Below are 17,006 nucleotides of genomic sequence, written 5' to 3'. Positions count from 1 at the left end.
TCCGATTTCGTTCATTGTATGGCGAGAATGTCTATCTTTGTGACGGTTGGAATGAGTATTTTAGCACAGTATATGACAACCTCTCTTCTAATATACTGATAATCAGATGGGGTAATAAAGATAACAACTTTTTTTGGGATTCGTTTGAATAGAATGTATTTTTTTGCAAACAATAGGTTCCTTGTGGTGGCTATTTTGCAGTGTAGAGAGGCAAAAGAAGCGGTTCGGTACTAATCATATTAAAGATGAGCTGTGTTAAGTTGTTGAATATCATTTGTATATCGGTCCTAATGCAGTTCAATGTATTGGTACCTTCAGTGTCAATACTTGAAAACTCTACATTGATATAAGATCAACTTATGATTGATAAGAAGCGAACAATTGTTTTTTGTGGAATCCTTCTACTTGGATTAATAAGGGATATCTTAAAAATGGAACATCCTTTTTTTAGAAAAGACCTTGCTCAGTATTTCTAAAAAGTGTTCCTTTGCGTTTTCTCTTTAAAATGGAGACAATTATCTCTTGGGAGATTTTTTTATTAACTAAATATGTTTTTTTAAGTATGAAAAAGAATTTGTTTTTTTTATTTGCGTTGATTTGCTCTATGAGTTTGTTCACTGCTTGTAGTGATGACGACGATGATAAGATTAAAGACCCGGTTATTGGTACTTGGAAAGTTCCGGCTGTTGAATTGGATGAAAATAATTCGGTGATCGGAGGTAGTGTTTTTATGACATGGGAGGCACCTGAGGACACATATCTATCATTTTTGCCGGTAAGTGCTATTCCGTCGTTAGCTATACAGATGGGGTCTGTGATATTGCCGCAGGTATTGCAGGATGTTACTTTGAGTGCTGACGGTAATATAGTGGCCACTTATTCTTCTGCAGGGATAGATCTTTCAGGTGAGAAGCCAATAACTCCGGTATGGGAGACTTCACCGGCAGATTATGCAACCTTTAAATTGCAGGGGAATGGTAAAATGTTGCTTTTCCTGAATCTGGAAAAAATAATAGCCGATGCTAATACTAAAGCTGATATAACTACTGTTATATCTCAATTGTTGGAACTTGTGAAGAATGGAATCCCTGTGAATTATGCGTTGTCTAATAATAATGAAGAAGTGAAAATCTTTATTGATAAAGAACTTATGACTACTATTGCTGCTATGGGACCGGCAATTGCAGAATTGATTCCTGATGATCCGGATGCATTAGGTAGTTTTGGTCCTATGATAAAAGCTATATTGGGAGACCTTCCGACTGCAATGTCAAAAACTACAAAGTTTGAATTGGGTTTGAATTTGAAAAAGTAATCTAATTTAGACAGGAAGATAACAACTTAAGATAGGGAATCCCACTATTAAGCAATGTCTTAATAGTGGGATTTATTTTATTCCTTCTATTCCTTCTATTATAGAATAAAATACATTACCTTTGTCTGCATCTAAATTGAATAAATATGACAAAAACGGAAAGACAACAGATTATTGATTTGGTTAAATCCGAGGTCGTTCCTGCTATAGGTTGCACAGAACCTATAGCTGTGGCATTGTGTGTGGCAAAAGCTGCGGAAGTATTGGGCAGACATCCGGAAAAGATAACGGTTCTTTTAAGTGCCAATATCTTGAAGAACGCGATGGGCGTAGGAATTCCCGGTACAGGAATGATTGGGCTGCCTATTGCAGTAGCGCTTGGTGCCTTAATCGGTAAATCGGAATATCAACTGGAGGTATTGAAGGATTGTAATCCCGATGCCGTGGAAGAAGGAAGACGTTTTATAGATGAAAAGCGCATCCATATAGCACTGAAAGATGGCATTAAAGAGAAGCTTTATGTTGAAGTTTGTTGTGAGGTCGGGGATGAAAAGTCCACTGCTATCATTGCAGGTGGACACACTTCCTTTGTATACATGGCACGCAATGGGGAAGTGCTGTTGAACAAGCAGGCTGTTGCAAGCACAGAAAAGGAGGAAGGTGCGCTGGATTTAAGCTTGCGGAAAGTCTATGATTTTGCTTTGACGGCTCCGTTGGACGAAATTCGTTTTATCCTCGAAACGGCCCGTCTGAATAAGGCTGCCGCAGAAAGCTCTTTTGAGGGTGATTACGGACATGGCTTGGGAAAAATCCTTCGTGGTACTTACGAGCATAAGGTTATGGGGGACAGTGTTTTTTCCCATATTCTTTCTTATACTTCCGGTGCTTGCGATGCCCGTATGGCAGGAGCCATGATTCCGGTCATGAGTAATTCAGGAAGCGGTAATCAAGGTATATCCGCTACGTTGCCGGTTTTGATTTATGCCGAAGAAAACGGGAAATCAGAAGAAGAATTGATTCGTGCCTTGATGTTGAGCCATTTGACAGTAATCTATATCAAGCAGAGTTTGGGACGGTTATCCGCCTTATGCGGTTGTGTGGTTGCTGCCACTGGTTCCAGTTGCGGTATAACTTGGCTAATGGGGGGTACTTATGAGCAGGTGGCATATGCTGTACAGAACATGATTGCCAATCTTACCGGAATGATTTGTGATGGTGCCAAACCTAGTTGTGCATTGAAAGTGACTACCGGAGTTTCAACCGCAGTACTTTCAGCCATCATGGCCATGGAAAACCGTTGTGTAACTTCCGTAGAAGGTATTATTGATGAGGATGTGGATCAGAGTATCCGTAATCTGACAAAAATCGGTTCTAAAGGAATGAATGAAACGGATAAATTGGTATTGGAGATAATGACAAGTAAATAATTAAAAAAATGAAGAATTAAAAATGAAAGAATTATCATGCAGCATACTTATATTGCGTAGTTTGATTCTTTCATTTTTAATTCTTCATTTTTAATTCTTCTAGTGGCAGCATCCGCCTCCACATTCATGGTCGCCGCATCCGTCGCCACAGTCACCACAACCGCAGCTGCCGCAACCGCCACCCATCATACGGGCGACTTCGGCAAGTTCTTCGTTTGTAGCTAGGCGGCTTTCCACTACTTCTCCAGTGAAGTTCAAGTCACAACCTGCGAGCGGATGGTTCATATCCATTACGACGATATCTTCCTTCACTTCTACCACACTTCCGTTGATGCGTTGACCTTCAGAAGTCATCAAGGGGATAACGGCACCTTCTACTACACGATCGCTGTCGAATTTCCCTTCTATCATAAAGATTTCTTTGGGGAGGTCAATAACATGGTCGTCGTCATATTCACCATAAGCTTCTGATGCCGGAATGGTAAAGTCGAATTTATCGCCTATCTGCAAGTCTTTTATCTGGGCTTCAAAGGGTTCGAGTGTCATTCCCAGCCCTGAGATAAACTGAAAAGGATGCTCTACGGGTGCTTCTTCTTCGAAATCTTTTTCTCCGTTTTCGATTGAGTACAGCTTATATGCTACGGTGATGTACTTGTTTTCTACTGTTTCCATTAATTTTCTATCTTTATTTAATTAGTAAATACTTTTTTTGAGTATTTGAAGAGACAAAGATACGAATTATTTGTTTCGGGATGTAGAGAGCCTTTGGTAATTTTCAGATTATTAAATGGTTTCAATGATTGGCAATACATTTACATTGGCTGTCCGAATGGTTCTATTTAGAACTGTTAAGTGATAAAATAGGATTTTAGGGCGATATTTTCTTACGATTATTCATATTTATCTTATTTTTTTATTCAATTTGTTTGGAGATTATAAAAAAGCCCTTACCTTTGCAGCACATTTGAAACAAAAAAGAAGAATTAAGTTATGAATTTACATACATCTATTAACCTGGCATTCCTGCATATTATTCGCGTCGTGGTGGTGGCATCAAGAGCGTGAGAAAGGTTATGTATGTATTCGTATGTTAGAAGATAATTTATTAAGCCTTTCTCACTATAGTGGGAGAGGCTTTTTCATTAAAAGGAGATTTGAAAATGAAGCATCAGTTACGCAGCTCGTTCAGCACACAAGGTCGTCGCATGGCGGGAGCCCGTGCATTGTGGACGGCGAATGGTATGAAGAAAGAACAGATGGGTAAGCCCATTATCGCTATAGTCAATTCCTTTACACAATTCGTCCCCGGGCATGTACACCTGCACGAAATAGGCCAGTTTGTAAAGGAAGAGATTGAAAAGCGGGGATGTTTTGCTGCGGAGTTCAATACGATTGCCATTGACGACGGTATCGCTATGGGGCACGACGGAATGCTTTATTCCCTGCCTTCAAGGGATATCATTGCCGATAGTGTGGAGTATATGGTAAATGCTCATAAGGCAGATGCTATGGTTTGCATCAGTAACTGTGACAAGATTACTCCGGGGATGCTGATGGCAGCTATGAGGCTGAATATACCGACTGTGTTTGTTTCAGGCGGTCCGATGGAAGCCGGGGAATGGAACGGACAGCATTTGGATTTGATTGATGCCATGATTAAATCTGCTGATGAAAGTGTGGGCGATAAAGAGGTGGCACAGATTGAGCAACATGCCTGCCCCACTTGCGGATGCTGTTCAGGCATGTTTACCGCTAATTCCATGAATTGCCTGAATGAAGCGATTGGATTGGCACTGCCCGGTAACGGCACGATTGTAGCCACTCACGAGAATCGCAAGAAACTATTTGAGGATGCAGCCAGGTTGATTGTAGAGAATGCCTTTAGATATTATGAAGAAGGGGATGAGAGTGTACTCCCGCGCAGTATTGCTACCCGTGAGGCATTTTTGAATGCCATGACGCTGGATATTGCGATGGGCGGTTCCACTAATACGGTACTTCATTTGTTGGCTGTGGCTCACGAAGCCGGAGCGGATTTTAAGATGGACGACATTGACATGCTCTCCCGCAAGACCCCCTGCTTATGCAAGGTGGCTCCCAATACCCAAAAGTATCATGTACAAGACGTTAACCGTGCCGGTGGCATCATTGCCATCATGGATGAGCTTGCCAAGGGCGGATTGGTCGATACGAATGTCCATCGTGTGGATGGAATGACGTTGGCAGAGGCAATCGACCGGTATAGTATTACCAGCTCTAATGTATGTAAAGAGGCAATCAAGAAATACTCCAGTGCGGCAGCCGGAAAGTTCAATCTGGTACTCGGCTCACAAAATGCGTCTTATAAGGAACTCGATACGGACCGTGCGACCGGTTGTATCCGTGATTTGGAACATGCATACAGCAAGGATGGCGGTCTGGCGGTTTTGAAAGGAAATATAGCTCAGGACGGTTGCGTTGTTAAGACTGCCGGTGTAGACGAGAGTATCTGGAAATTTACGGGGCCGGCGAAAGTTTTCGACTCACAAGATGCGGCTTGCGATGGTATTTTGGGTGGAAAGGTAGTCAGTGGAGACGTCGTCGTCATTACTCACGAAGGACCGAAAGGTGGACCGGGTATGCAGGAGATGCTTTATCCTACTTCTTATATCAAATCCCGCCATCTGGGTAAGGAGTGTGCATTGATTACTGACGGGCGTTTTAGTGGTGGTACTTCCGGACTGAGTATCGGACATGTTTCTCCCGAAGCGGCTGCCGGTGGTAATATCGGTAAGATTAAGGATGGGGATATTATCGAAATTGATATACCGAACCGTTCTATCAATGTGAAGTTGACGGATGAAGAGCTTGCAGCACGCCCTATGACTCCGGTAACCCGCAACCGTGAAGTCTCCAAAGCATTGAAAGCATATGCCAGTATGGTGAGTTCCGCTGACAAAGGGGCTGTGAGGTTGATTGATTAAAGGCCTCACCCCCGACCCCTCTCCGAAAGAGAGGGGAGGAGGGAATGATACAAATTTCCGAAGTTTTTAATAAAAAGATAAAGTATGGCTGATAATAATAAAAAGAGTAACTTTTCCTCCCTCTCCCAAGGAGAGGGTCGGGGTGAGGCTCTAATAACAGGCGCAGAAGCATTGATGCGCTCTCTGGAGCATCAGGGAGTAAAGACTATTTTCGGTTATCCGGGAGGGAGCATCATGCCGGTATTCGATGCCTTATACGACCACCGGAAGGAATTGAACCATATCCTGGTTCGCCATGAACAAGGAGCCACCCATGCGGCGCAAGGCTTTGCACGTGTGTCGGGCGAGGTTGGCGTTTGTCTGGTTACCAGTGGACCAGGTGCTACCAATACTATCACGGGCATTGCAGATGCCATGATTGACAGTACGCCTATCGTTGTCATTGCCGGCCAGGTAGGGACGAACTTCTTGGGTACGGATGCATTTCAGGAAGTGGACTTGGTAGGCATTACTCAGCCTATCACGAAATGGAGTTACCAGATTCGTCGTGCAGAAGATGTGGCCTGGGCAGTGGCACGTGCTTTCTATGTGGCAAAGAGCGGACGTCCGGGACCGGTCGTGCTGGATTTTGCTAAAAACGCCCAAGTGGAGAAAACAGAATATGCGCCTACTAAGGTGGACTATGTCCGTAGCTATCTTCCCGTTCCCGAAATGAAGCCGGAGGCCATACGGCAGGCTGCTGAATTAATAAATGGTGCGGAACGGCCTTTGGTGCTGGTAGGACAAGGCGTGGAGCTGGGAGAAGCCCAGCAAGAGCTTCGTGCTTTCATTGAGAAAGCCGGAATGCCTGCCGGATGCACTTTATTGGGACTTTCCGCATTACCTACGAACCATCCGTTGAACAAAGGAATGCTTGGTATGCACGGTAACCTGGGGCCCAATATCAATACCAATAAATGTGATGTCCTTATCGCCGTAGGCATGCGCTTTGATGACCGTGTGACGGGTAAATTGGAAACATATGCCAAGCAGGCGAAGATTATCCACTTTGATATTGACCCTGCCGAAATAGATAAGAATGTAAAGACCGATGTTGCTGTCCTGGGAGATTGCAAAGAGACACTGGCTGCCGTTACCCAATTGCTGGAACCCGCCAACCATCAGGAATGGATTGACAGTTTCCGGCAATACGAGGAAGTGGAAGAGGAAAAGGTAATCCGTCCGGAATTACATCCGGCAGGAAAAGCGCTAAGCATGGGTGAGGTGGTGCGTGCTGTGAGTGAGGCTACCCATAACGAGGCGATATTGGTGACTGATGTCGGCCAGAATCAGATGATGTCCGCCCGTTATTTCAAATACAGCAAGGAACGTAGCATTGTTACTTCCGGTGGCCTGGGTACTATGGGCTTCGGCCTTCCGGCAGCTATCGGTGCCACTTTTGGACGTCCGGACCGCACGGTATGCGTATTCATGGGAGACGGCGGCTTGCAGATGAACCTGCAGGAGCTGGGTACCATCATGGAACAAAAGGCTCCGGTGAAGATGATTCTGTTGAACAATAACTTCTTGGGTAATGTTCGTCAATGGCAGGCGATGTTCTTCAATCGTCGCTATTCGTTTACTCCGATGATGAATCCGGATTATATGAAGATTGCTTCGGCATATGATATTCCTGCACGCAGGGTAATGACCCGTGAGGAGTTGGCAAAAGCGATTGAAGAGATGATAGTAACTGACGGACCGTTCCTGCTCGAAGCTTGTGTGGAGGAAGAAGGAAATGTAATGCCGATGACACCTCCGGGGGGGGCGGTCAATCAGATGTTGTTGGAATGCTGAAGTCATGCGAAATTAAAGAATTTACTCTATCTATGGATAAAAAACTATATACAATCATTGTTCATTCGGAAAACTTTGCCGGTTTGCTGAATCAGGTGACGGCTGTGTTTACCCGCCGGCAGATAAACATCGAGAGTTTGAATGTATCGGCCTCCTCCATCAAGGGGGTACATAAATATACCATTACCGCTTGGACGGACAAGGATACCATTGAAAAGGTGACCAAGCAGATTACCAAGAAAATAGATGTGCTGCAAGCCCATTATTTCACGGATGATGAAATCTATCAGCACGAGATTGCCCTTTATAAAATAACGACCCCTACGCTGGAAGAAAAACCGGAGGTGTCCAAAGTAATCCGTAAGTACAATGCCCGTATTGTGGAGGTGAATGCTGTATTTGCCATTGTTGAGAAGAATGGCATGAGTGAGGAAATAACTAATCTTTATGAGGAGTTGCGCCAGTTGGATTGCGTACTTCAGTTCGTCCGTTCGGGTCGCGTAGCCATTACGACCAGCTGCTTTGAGCGTGTCAATGAATATCTGGCGGACCGTGAAGCAAAATATCGTCAAAGTAAACACCAGGAATCATGATGAGCGAGAACAATAAAATAGGTACCTACAAGTTTGTTGCCGAACCGTTTCATGTCGACTTTACCGGACGGCTGACAATGGGAGTATTGGGCAACCATTTGTTGAATTGTGCGGGTTTCCATGCCAGCGACCGCGGTTTTGGCATCGCGACTCTAAACGAGGACAATTATACTTGGGTATTGTCCCGTCTGGCTGTCGAACTGGATGAAATGCCTTATCAGTACGAAGATTTCTCCATTCAGACTTGGGTGGAGAATGTCTATCGCCTTTTTACAGACCGTAATTTCGCTGTCATCGATAAGGAGGGCAAGAAGATTGGGTATGCACGTTCCGTTTGGGCGATGATTAGCATGAATACCCGTAAGCCGGCAGATTTGCTGGCTCTTCATAGTGGCAGCATTGTAGATTATGTTTGCGATGAGCCTTGCCCGATAGAAAAACCTTCGCGGATAAAGGTGGCCTCAAAGGAACCGGTTGCTGCTTTGGTAGCCAAATACAGTGATATTGACATTAACGGGCATGTGAACAGCATCCGTTACATCGAGCATATCCTTGATTTGTTCCCGATAGAGATGTATAAGGAGAAGCGCATCCGTCGTTTTGAAATGGCATATGTAGCCGAAAGCTATTATGGGGATGAGTTGACTTTGTTCATGGATGATGCCGGTGAGGGCGTTTACGATGTGGAGGTGAAAAAGAATGGCAGCGAAGTGGTCTGTCGCTCTAAAGTGATATTTACAGAGAAATAAATAAATTTATCAACGTTGGCGTAGCCACAAATAAAAATTAAAACAAAAAATGGCACAATTGAATTTTGGTGGTGTTATTGAGAATGTAATGACCCGCGAAGAATTTCCTTTGGAAAAAGCACGTGAGATTTTGAAAGATGAAACAATTGCAGTAATCGGTTATGGCGTACAAGGCCCGGGCCAGGCTTGCAACTTGCGTGATAACGGTTTCAATGTGATTGTAGGACAACGTCCGGGCAAGACATACGAAAAGGCTGTGGCTGACGGATGGGTACCGGGTGAGACTTTGTTCGGCATCGAAGAGGCTTGTCAGAAAGGTACTATCGTCATGTGTCTGTTGTCTGACGCAGCTGTAATGTCTGTATGGCCGACTATCAAACCTTACTTGACTCCCGGAAAGGCTCTTTACTTCTCTCATGGTTTTGCTATTACCTGGAACGACCGTACCGGCGTGGTTCCTCCTAAAGATATTGATGTTATTATGGTTGCTCCCAAAGGTTCCGGTACTTCACTTCGTACCATGTTCCTCGAGGGTCGTGGCTTGAACTCATCATATGCCGTCTATCAGGATGCTACGGGTAAAGCTTTTGACAAGACGATTGCACTGGGTATCGGCATCGGTTCGGGATATTTGTTCGAGACAACTTTCATCCGCGAAGCCACTTCCGACTTGACCGGTGAACGCGGTTCATTGATGGGTGCTATCCAGGGATTGCTGTTGGCTCAGTATGAAGTATTGCGCGAAAACGGCCATACTCCTTCTGAAGCATTCAATGAAACAGTGGAAGAGTTGACTCAATCTTTGATGCCATTGTTTGCCAAGAACGGTATGGACTGGATGTATGCCAACTGTTCTACTACGGCACAGCGTGGTGCGCTGGATTGGATGACCCCGTTCCATGATGCCATCAAGCCGGTTGTACAGAAATTGTATGCAAGTGTGAAGTCGGGCAACGAAGCCCAGATTTCTATCGACAGTAACTCCAAACCCGATTATCGTGAGAAGCTGAATGCAGAATTGAAAGCCTTGCGTGAAAGCGAAATGTGGCAGACAGCTGTTACAGTTCGTAAACTTCGTCCGGAAAACAATTAATCAGCTTTATATAAATAGGTGAAATACCCTCTTCGGTGTTACCGGAGGGGGTATTTCTTTATTATTGATTCCCTATATTTTGAATAAACTCCAATAGCTTCCGGTAAAAACCGTGATGTTTCAGCGTCTCTGCCTCTCCCAATATTACCAGCTTCATACGTGCCCGGGTGATGGCTACATTCATTCTCCTTAAATCATTCAGGAATCCTATCTGTCCTTCTTCGTTGGCACGGACAAGGCTAATGAAGATAACATCGCGCTCTTGCCCTTGGAAGCCATCCACCGTATTTACAGTGAACAAGCTGCGATAAGGCTTGAGTGAAGCGTCTGCCTTTATCTTGCTGCGGAGATATTGCACTTGTGCCTTGTAAGGGGAGATGATGCCGATGTCTATTTTTTCTTCCAGAATGCGGTTGCCACCGATACGGTTGATGTAGATTTTCAGTTCTGATAGGAGCAGGTCCGCTTCCGCCTTATTAATGCGCCCGAAAGTCTCTCCCACAAATTCTTCTTTGAAATCCATTTCGGAGGTGTCAATCCAGTGGATGGGGGTATCCCAGTCCAGGATGCCCCGGTAACGCACTTCGGGAGCGGCTTCCAACTCGCTATTATAAAACCATTGGGAAGGAAATTTCATGATTTCCTCGTGCATGCGGTATTGCACTTTCAGCAAAGAGACAACGGCAGGTTTGTTGGACACCACTTTCTCCATCAATGTTCGTTCCAGACCTCCACGGGCGGCTTCGTAGCATTTTATGGTGGGCGGAAGTTGGCAGTGGTCACCCGCCAACACCACGCGGTCTGCCTTTCGGATGGCTATCCAGCAGGCAGCCTCTAAGGCCTGGGCTGCTTCATCAATGAAAAGGGTGCCGAAACGGCGTCCGTTCAGCAGCCGGTGATTGCTGCTTACCAGCGTGGAGGCTATGACATGTGCCCCATCAAAAAGCTCTGAATTGATTTGTATTTCCAATGCGGTGGCGCGGTCGCGCAGGCGGCTCATACGGCTGCGTACTCCTTCGCGTTCGTCATAGCTGCCACGGCGGGCACGGCTGCCCAGTTCACGGAGATTTTTCCGGATGCTCCACAGTTCCGGATAAAGTGGATGGTTCTCGAAACGACGCTCGTAGGTAAAGGAAAGCATCTTGTCGTTGACACGGGTCGGATTGCCGATACGCAGGACATTGACGCCACGGTCCACAAGTTTTTCCGAAATCCAGTCGACGGCGGTATTGCTTTGGGCACATACCAGTACCTGCGGTTCCCGATGCAGGGTTTCGTAGATGGCTTCCACTAAGGTGGTCGTTTTTCCGGTTCCCGGAGGACCATGTACAATGGCCACGTCGCGGGCACACAGCACTTTGTTTACAGCTGTCTCCTGCGTGGAGTTCAGCCAGGGAAACCGTACGGGGTAGAGCTCTCGGAAACCGGCTTTCGAGGTTCCCAGCAATATGTCCCGCAATTCGGCCAGGCGGTTGCCTTTGGAGCGTAACGTATCTTCCAAGGCTTCGAACATGGTCCGATAGGATGTTTCGTCGAAATAAAGTTGCACGCCGAGGTTGTCCGTTTCCTGCACTTCCATAACGGCACCGGCTCCGGGCATTATCGCTACCATCCGTGTCTCGTCGGCATAGCTTACGGTAGCGGTGAAGTTCATATAGGTTATTTTCCCATCGGCAGACTGGCGGAAAAAACATACGGGACGGCCGAACTCAAAATTATGTTCTATATAGGTATTTTCTGTGTGTGTAATTTCTATTACTAATTGATTCAGTGAATTATAGTAACTTCGTCCCGGAGTGGCAGGATACCAGCAAAGTCCCCGTTTCACTTTCCGGGCAACTCCCATGTTTTCGGTTTGGCGTTTGAATTCCTCTTTTTCGTATTCGTATTCCATGCGCAGCAAAAGTTGTTGCTGCTGGAGGTGAATAATAGGACTATTTGAATCTTGTTCCTTCATGGTTGCAAAGGTAATCATTCTTCGCTTCCGACGGAAAAAATGCTTTATTTTGTTAAACTATTCAGCCTTTTTATTTGTTTATGATATTAATTTGTAATCTTTACAATAATGAAAAACTAAAAAATAGTGGTTATGGTATATGATTTAACGATGCTCAAAACGTTTTATGCCGCTTATTCGGAGAAGATAGAACGCGTACGGAACGTACTGCGGCGTCCGATGACTTTAGCGGAGAAAATTTTGTATGCTCATTTGTATGATGGGGATAAAGTGAAGAACTACAGACGGGGAGAAGACTATGTGAATTTCCGTCCCGACCGTGTGGCCATGCAGGATGCAACGGCTCAAATGGCCTTATTGCAATTTATGAATGCAGGCCGTGAGCAGGTTGCCGTGCCTTCCACTGTGCATTGTGACCATTTGATTCAAGCATATAAAGGTGCAAAAGAAGATGTTGCGACTGCTACGAAGACCAACGAGGAGGTCTATAATTTTCTCCGTGATGTTTCTTCCCGCTATGGCATAGGTTTTTGGCAGCCGGGAGCAGGCATTATTCACCAGGTGGTATTGGAGAACTACGCATTTCCGGGTGGAATGATGGTAGGCACGGACTCTCATACGCCCAATGCCGGAGGTTTGGGCATGGTGGCCATTGGTGTGGGTGGTGCCGATGCGGTGGATGTGATGACCGGCATGGAATGGGAACTGAAAATGCCGCGTCTGATAGGCGTACACTTGAAGGGTAAATTGAGTGGCTGGGTAGCTCCCAAAGATGTTATTCTGAAGTTGGCGGGTATTCTTACTGTAAAAGGGGGAACCAATGCCATCATTGAATATTTTGGACCGGGAACCGCTTCATTGTCTGCCACTGGAAAGGCTACCATCTGCAATATGGGGGCAGAGGTGGGGGCGACTACCTCCCTTTTCCCTTACGATGAGCGTATGGGTACCTACTTGAAGGCTACCGGACGTGAAGAAGTGGCAAAAATGGCTGCTTCCGTAGCTGCCGACCTTCGCGCCGACGACGAAGTGCTGGCAAATCCGGAAAAATATTACGACCGCATCATTGAAATAGACCTCTCGCTATTGGAACCGTATATCAACGGGCCCTTTACGCCGGATGCAGCAACACCGATATCGAAATTTGCCGAGGTAGTGATAACCAATAACTATCCCCGCCGGATGGAAGTCGGCCTGATAGGGTCGTGCACCAATTCGTCCTATCAGGATTTGAGCCGCGCAGCCTCCCTTGCCCGGCAGGTAAAGGAAAAGAATTTGAAGGTTGCTTCTCCGCTGATTGTCAACCCCGGTTCGGAGCAGATACGTGCCACTGCTGAACGCGACGGCATGATTGCCGCTTTCGAAGATATTGGCGCAACGATAATGGCGAATGCCTGCGGACCTTGTATTGGCCAGTGGAAGCGCGATACTGATGACCCCGAACGCAAAAATTCCATCGTCACCTCTTTTAACCGTAATTTTGCCAAACGTGCCGATGGAAATCCCAACACTTTTGCTTACGTCGCTTCCCCGGAGATAACGATGGCGCTGACCATTGCCGGTGACCTTTGTTTCGACCCGTTGAGGGATACGCTGGTCAATGCCAAAGGAGAGGTTGTGAAACTGTCCGAACCGGTCGGTGAAGAACTGCCGGCACACGGGTTTATAGGAGGAAAGGAAGGATACATTGCTCCAGGCAAAGGACAGACGGAAATTACGGTCAATCCTCATTCACAGCGCTTGCAACTGCTGACTCCCTTCCCTGCCTGGGATAGCATGGATTTGCTGAATATGCCTTTATTGATTAAAGTGCAGGGGAAATGTACCACCGACCACATTTCCATGGCAGGGCCATGGCTCCGTTTCCGGGGACATCTGGAGAATATTTCGGATAATATGCTGATGGGAGCTGTCAATGCTTTCAATGGAGAGACGAATAGTGTCTGGAATCGCTCTACCAATACCTATGGAACGGTGTCAGGCACGGCGAAATTGTATAAATCCGAAGGCATCCCTTCCATTGTCGTTGCCGAAGAGAATTATGGTGAAGGTTCCAGCCGTGAGCATGCTGCCATGGAACCACGTTTCCTGAATGTACGCGTCATTTTGGCGAAAAGCTTTGCCCGTATCCATGAGACGAATTTAAAGAAACAAGGCATGTTGGCGTTGACCTTTACGGATAAGGCCGATTATGACAAGATTCGGGAACGCGACCTGATTTCTGTCATGGGTTTGAAAGATTTTGCTCCGGGACGCACGTTGAAGGTGGTTCTTCATCACGAGGACGGGAGTAAAGAAAGTTTTGAAGTACAACATACGTATAACGAACAGCAGATAGCCTGGTTCCGGGCCGGTTCTGCACTTAATGCAAGATAGAATATGGAAAAAATTACTGTACCTTTTATTACCGGCGATGGGGTGGGAGCAGAAGTGACCCCATCCATGCAGGCTGTCGTGAATGCCGCTGTCAAGAAATCCTATGGTGACCGGCGTGGCATTGAATGGAAAGAAGTGCTGGCAGGAGAACGTGCCTTCCACGAAACCGGTTCCTGGTTGCCGGACGAAACCATGGAAGCCTTCCGTACCTATAAGGTGGGCATCAAAGGTCCTTTGACAACTCCCGTCGGCGGAGGTATCCGTTCCTTGAACGTAGCCTTGCGTCAGACGCTCGATTTGTATGTCTGCCAACGTCCGGTACGTTGGTATAAGGGCATTGTTTCTCCACTCAAAGAGCCGCAGAAGGTGGATATGTACGTATTCCGTGAGAATACCGAGGATATTTATGCAGGCATCGAATGGGAAGCCGGAACTCCGGAGGCTGAAAAGTTCTATCGTTTTCTCCATGATGACATGGGGGTGACAAAAGTCCGTTTTCCCGAAACCTCCTCGTTTGGCGTGAAGCCCGTTTCAAGAGAAGGAACAGAGCGCTTGGTGCGTGCCGCCTGCCAATACGCCCTTGAGCATCATCTGCCTTCCGTGACGTTGGTACACAAAGGAAACATCATGAAATTTACGGAAGGCGGCTTCAAGAAGTGGGGGTACGAACTGGCAGAACGTGAGTTTGGTAAAGAGCTGGCAGAAGGGCGTCTGGTCATCAAGGACTGCATTGCCGATGCATTCTTGCAGAACACGTTGCTTATCCCTGAAGAATATTCCGTGATTGCCACGTTGAATCTGAACGGCGATTATGTGTCCGACCAACTGGCTGCCATGGTAGGCGGCATCGGCATTGCACCGGGTGCGAATATCAACTATAAAACGGGGCATGCCATTTTTGAGGCTACTCACGGGACGGCTCCGAACATTGCCGGGAAAGACATTGTGAATCCCTGTTCCATCATCCTTTCCGCTGTGATGATGCTTGAATATCTGGGTTGGAAGGAAGCAGCCTCTCTTATAGAGAACGCCTTGGAGCAAAGTTTCACAGAAGCCCGTGCTACTGCCGACTTGGCCCGTTTTATGCCGGGTGGCGTCTCGCTGTCCACTTCGGCTTTCACCCGGGAGATTGTAAGGAGAATAGAAAATGGGAATAACGAATAAAACGAAACGATTATGAAGAAGGAGTATCTGATTTACAAGCTTTCCGAAGATTTGAAGGAAGCTACCCGGATTGAGAATGAACTGTTCAGGAAGTTTGATGTGAAGCGCGGTTTGCGTAATGAGGACGGCACGGGAGTCTTGGTGGGGTTGACCAAAATAGGCAATGTGGTCGGCTATGAACGCATCCCCGGTGGAGGGCTGAAGCCTATTCCCGGCAAATTGTTCTACCGCGGTTATGATGTGGATGACTTGGCACACGCCATCATCAAAGAGAAGCGTTTCGGTTTTGAGGAAATTGCCTACTTGTTGCTTTCCGGTCGCCTGCCCGACAAGGAAGAACTCTCTTCTTTCCGTGAGCTCATCAACGACAACATGCCGCTGGAACAGAAGACCAAGATGAATATCATTGAACTTGAAGGAAACAACATTATGAACATCCTGGCGCGCAGCGTGCTCGAGATGTATCGTTTTGACCCTGATGCAGATGACACTTCCCGCGATAATCTGATGCGGCAGAGCATTGAGCTTATTTCGAAATTCCCGACCATCATTGCGTATGCCTATAACATGCTTCGCCATGCCACCCATGGCCGTTCATTGCATATCCGCCATCCGCAGGAAAACCTTTCCATTGCCGAGAATTTCCTCTATATGCTGAAGAAGGACTACACGGAGCTGGATGCCCGCACACTCGACCTGCTGTTGGTTCTTCAGGCCGAGCACGGTGGTGGTAACAACTCCACTTTTACCGTACGTGTCACTTCTTCTACCGGGACGGATACTTACTCTTCGATAGCGGCAGGTATCGGTTCCTTGAAAGGGCCGCTTCATGGAGGTGCCAATATTCAGGTTGCCGATATGTTCCACCATCTGCAGGAAAACATTCAGGACTGGACGAACGTGGATGAGATTGATACTTACTTCACCCGCATGCTCAACAAGGAAGTCTATAACAAGACCGGTTTGATATATGGTATCGGACATGCCGTCTATACCATTTCCGACCCGCGCGCCATTCTGCTGAAGGAGCTTGCCCGCGACCTTGCCCGCGAAAAAGGGAAAGAACGTGAGTTCGCTTTCCTTGAACTGCTCGAGGAGCGCGCCATTGATGTGTTTGGCCGTGTGAAGAATAATGGAAAGACGGTTTCGAGCAATGTGGATTTCTATTCGGGCTTTGTCTACGAGATGATTGGGCTGCCGCAGGAAATCTTCACGCCTTTGTTTGCCATGGCACGTATTGTCGGTTGGTGTGCACATCGCAATGAAGAATTGAACTTTGAAGGTAAGCGTATTATCCGTCCTGCCTATAAGAATGTTTTGGATGAGGTGGCTTATGTGCCCATTAAGAAACGGTAAGTATTAGACTTGTATCTTTTAAATCGTTCCATCACGGGGGAAAAATCGTTCCACCATGGTGGAACGATTTTTTCTCCATGGTGGAATGAAATTTACTCCATGATGGAACGATTAGATTTTCGTATCTCTACTGCTTAATCTTCTCAGTAAAAAACACTGGTTTTTGCATGAAAAAAC

The 17,006-nt window shown here is 46.4% G+C and carries 12 protein-coding genes; 10 read left to right on the top strand and 2 right to left on the bottom strand.

The features are described from left to right. The first annotated feature begins 562 nt into the window (after positions 1 to 562). Both HUX74_RS18630 and HUX74_RS18625 read left to right on the top strand, forming a co-directional pair. On the top strand, positions 563 to 1,315 hold the full coding sequence (locus HUX74_RS18630) for a DUF4925 domain-containing protein (protein ID WP_087331999.1): 753 nt from the start codon (positions 563 to 565) through the stop codon (positions 1,313 to 1,315). Positions 1,316 to 1,461: 146 nt separating this feature from the next. After that, on the top strand, positions 1,462 to 2,742 hold the full coding sequence (locus HUX74_RS18625) for a serine dehydratase subunit alpha family protein (RefSeq protein ID WP_005827178.1): 1,281 nt from the start codon (positions 1,462 to 1,464) through the stop codon (positions 2,740 to 2,742). A gap of 99 nt (positions 2,743 to 2,841) precedes the next feature. Here the strand turns inward: HUX74_RS18625 and HUX74_RS18620 are convergent, their stop codons facing one another. After that, positions 2,842 to 3,414, bottom strand: a complete 573-nt coding sequence (locus tag HUX74_RS18620; protein WP_117600018.1) for a peptidylprolyl isomerase — start codon at positions 3,412 to 3,414, stop codon at positions 2,842 to 2,844. 488 nt (positions 3,415 to 3,902) lie between these two features. Here HUX74_RS18620 and ilvD point away from each other — a divergent pair, with 488 nt between their 5' ends. From ilvD to ilvC, 5 genes are all read left to right on the top strand, one after another. Next, positions 3,903 to 5,705: a dihydroxy-acid dehydratase gene (gene ilvD / locus HUX74_RS18615; RefSeq protein WP_138345018.1), complete on the top strand. Its 1,803-nt coding sequence runs from the start codon at positions 3,903 to 3,905 to the stop codon at positions 5,703 to 5,705. 84 nt (positions 5,706 to 5,789) lie between these two features. Beyond that, positions 5,790 to 7,541 carry a biosynthetic-type acetolactate synthase large subunit gene (gene ilvB, locus HUX74_RS18610; RefSeq protein ID WP_174647214.1) on the top strand — a complete coding sequence of 584 codons (1,752 nt, stop codon included), beginning with the start codon at positions 5,790 to 5,792 and terminating at the stop codon, positions 7,539 to 7,541. A 32-nt stretch (positions 7,542 to 7,573) separates the two neighbouring features. After that, positions 7,574 to 8,134 carry an acetolactate synthase small subunit gene (gene ilvN / locus HUX74_RS18605; protein ID WP_005833135.1) on the top strand — a complete coding sequence of 187 codons (561 nt, stop codon included), beginning with the start codon at positions 7,574 to 7,576 and terminating at the stop codon, positions 8,132 to 8,134. Further along, on the top strand, positions 8,134 to 8,883 hold the full coding sequence (locus HUX74_RS18600) for an acyl-[acyl-carrier-protein] thioesterase (RefSeq protein WP_174647353.1): 750 nt from the start codon (positions 8,134 to 8,136) through the stop codon (positions 8,881 to 8,883). The genes ilvN and HUX74_RS18600 overlap by 1 nt, the downstream gene beginning before the upstream one ends. 49 nt (positions 8,884 to 8,932) lie before the next feature. Then, complete coding sequence (gene ilvC / locus HUX74_RS18595) at positions 8,933 to 9,976, top strand: ketol-acid reductoisomerase (RefSeq protein ID WP_005833131.1); 1,044 nt, start codon at positions 8,933 to 8,935, stop codon at positions 9,974 to 9,976. A gap of 61 nt (positions 9,977 to 10,037) precedes the next feature. Here ilvC and HUX74_RS18590 read toward each other — a convergent pair whose 3' ends face one another. Next, complete coding sequence (locus HUX74_RS18590) at positions 10,038 to 11,933, bottom strand: AAA domain-containing protein (RefSeq protein WP_174647213.1); 1,896 nt, start codon at positions 11,931 to 11,933, stop codon at positions 10,038 to 10,040. A 132-nt stretch (positions 11,934 to 12,065) separates the two neighbouring features. Between HUX74_RS18590 and HUX74_RS18585 the strand changes: the two genes are divergently transcribed. Genes HUX74_RS18585 through HUX74_RS18575 form a run of 3 tightly spaced genes read left to right on the top strand, consistent with a single transcriptional unit; the run spans position 12,066 to position 16,829 of the window. Further along, entirely contained in the window at positions 12,066 to 14,309 is a 2,244-nt protein-coding gene (locus HUX74_RS18585) for an aconitate hydratase (RefSeq protein WP_131225396.1), read from the top strand. A gap of 3 nt (positions 14,310 to 14,312) precedes the next feature. Then, positions 14,313 to 15,473 carry an NADP-dependent isocitrate dehydrogenase gene (gene icd, locus HUX74_RS18580; protein ID WP_138345024.1) on the top strand — a complete coding sequence of 387 codons (1,161 nt, stop codon included), beginning with the start codon at positions 14,313 to 14,315 and terminating at the stop codon, positions 15,471 to 15,473. 12 nt (positions 15,474 to 15,485) lie between these two features. Beyond that, entirely contained in the window at positions 15,486 to 16,829 is a 1,344-nt protein-coding gene (locus HUX74_RS18575; protein ID WP_131225394.1) for a citrate/2-methylcitrate synthase, read from the top strand. Positions 16,830 to 17,006 lie beyond the last annotated feature (177 nt).

The sequence above is a fragment of the Bacteroides sp. Marseille-P8574 genome (genome assembly GCF_902825465.1).
GTDB lineage: Bacteria > Bacteroidota > Bacteroidia > Bacteroidales > Bacteroidaceae > Bacteroides > Bacteroides uniformis.
The sequence above is the reverse complement of the archived record's forward strand: the minus strand, read 5'-3'. Positions and strand labels throughout refer to the sequence as shown.